The sequence below is a fragment of the Streptomyces sp. NPDC047022 genome, from assembly GCF_040644155.1.
Classification (GTDB): domain Bacteria; phylum Actinomycetota; class Actinomycetes; order Streptomycetales; family Streptomycetaceae; genus Streptomyces.
In genome coordinates, this window is record NZ_JBEYVV010000107.1 from 1 (window position 1) to 1,339 (window position 1,339).

Consider the following 1,339-nt stretch of genomic DNA (forward strand, 5'->3'; position numbering starts at 1 on the left):
CGCGCGCCAGCACACCCGTCGACCAGCCATCGGTCGCGATGTGGTGCACCACCACCAGCAGCACATGCTCGGTCGGGTTCACCACGAACAATGACACCCTGAACGGAATCTCCGACCCCAGCGCGAAGCCATGACCGGCCCCCTCGGCCACCGCCGCGTCCAGTCCTTCCGGCGTCACCTCCTCGACGGTCAGCTCGAAGCCGGACTCGTCCACCGACAGGATCCGCTGGTACGGCTCACCGTCGGCGACCGGGAAGACCGTACGCAGCACCTCATGCCGCCCGATCACGTCACGCAACGCGACTGCCAGGGCCTCGCGGTCCAGCTCGCCTGCCAGACGCAGCGCCATGGAGATGTTGTAGGTGGTACTCGGACCATCCAACTCGCCGAGGAACCAAAGGCGTTGCTGGGCGAAGGACAGCGGCACCCGCTCCGGACGGGCCGTCACCGTCAGCGCCCGACGGCCCTCGCCCGCCTGGCCCAGCCGCGCAGCCAGCGCCGCCGGCGTCGAGGCCTCGAACAGCGCCCGCAGCGGCACCTCCACACCCAGCACCACACGGATCCGGCTCACCAGACGCGTGGCGAGCAGCGAATGCCCGCCCAGCAGGAAGAAGTCGTCATCGACCCCGACCCGCTCCAGCCCCAGCACCTCCGCGAACGCCTGGCACAGCAGCTCCTCCTGCACCGTCGACGGCTCCCGGCCGTCCGTCAGCGCGGCCGTGAAGTCGGGTGCGGGCAGCGCACGGCGGTCCAGCTTGCCGTTCACCGTCAATGGCAGCGCCTCCAGCACCACCACCGCCGACGGCACCATGTAGGACGGCAACCGCGCACCGACGAACTCTGTCAGCGGCACCGTGAGCTCGGGAGCGTCATCGGCCGGTACGACATACGCCACCAGCCGCTTGTCACCCGGCACATCCTCACGCGCCACCACCGCGGCCCGGGCCACCCCCGGATACGCGGCCACCGCCGCCTGCACCTCACCCAGCTCGATCCGGAACCCCCGGACCTTCACCTGCTCGTCAGCGCGGCCGAGGTACTCCAGGGTGCCGTCCGCGGTCCAGCGGGCCAGGTCGCCCGAGCGGTACATCCGGGCACCCGGCTCGAACGGGCAAGCCACGAATCGCTCCGAGGTCAGTCCCGCACGGTTCAGATAACCGCGAGCCAGCTGGACACCGGCAATGTACAACTCGCCCGCCACGCCCGCCGGAACGGGATGGAGCCACTCGTCGAGCACATAGACGCGCACATTCGAGATCGGCCGGCCGATCGGCACCACACCCGCCACATCATCCCCGACGAACCACGCCGTGGAATACACCGTCGCCTCGGTCGGACC

Annotated in this window: 1 protein-coding gene; it reads right to left on the minus strand. The window is 70.0% G+C overall.

Going from position 1 to position 1,339, the window contains the following annotated elements:
* The coding region (locus ABZ845_RS31960) for a condensation domain-containing protein (RefSeq protein ID WP_360987069.1) at positions 1–1,339 on the minus strand (1,339 nt) is incomplete at both ends.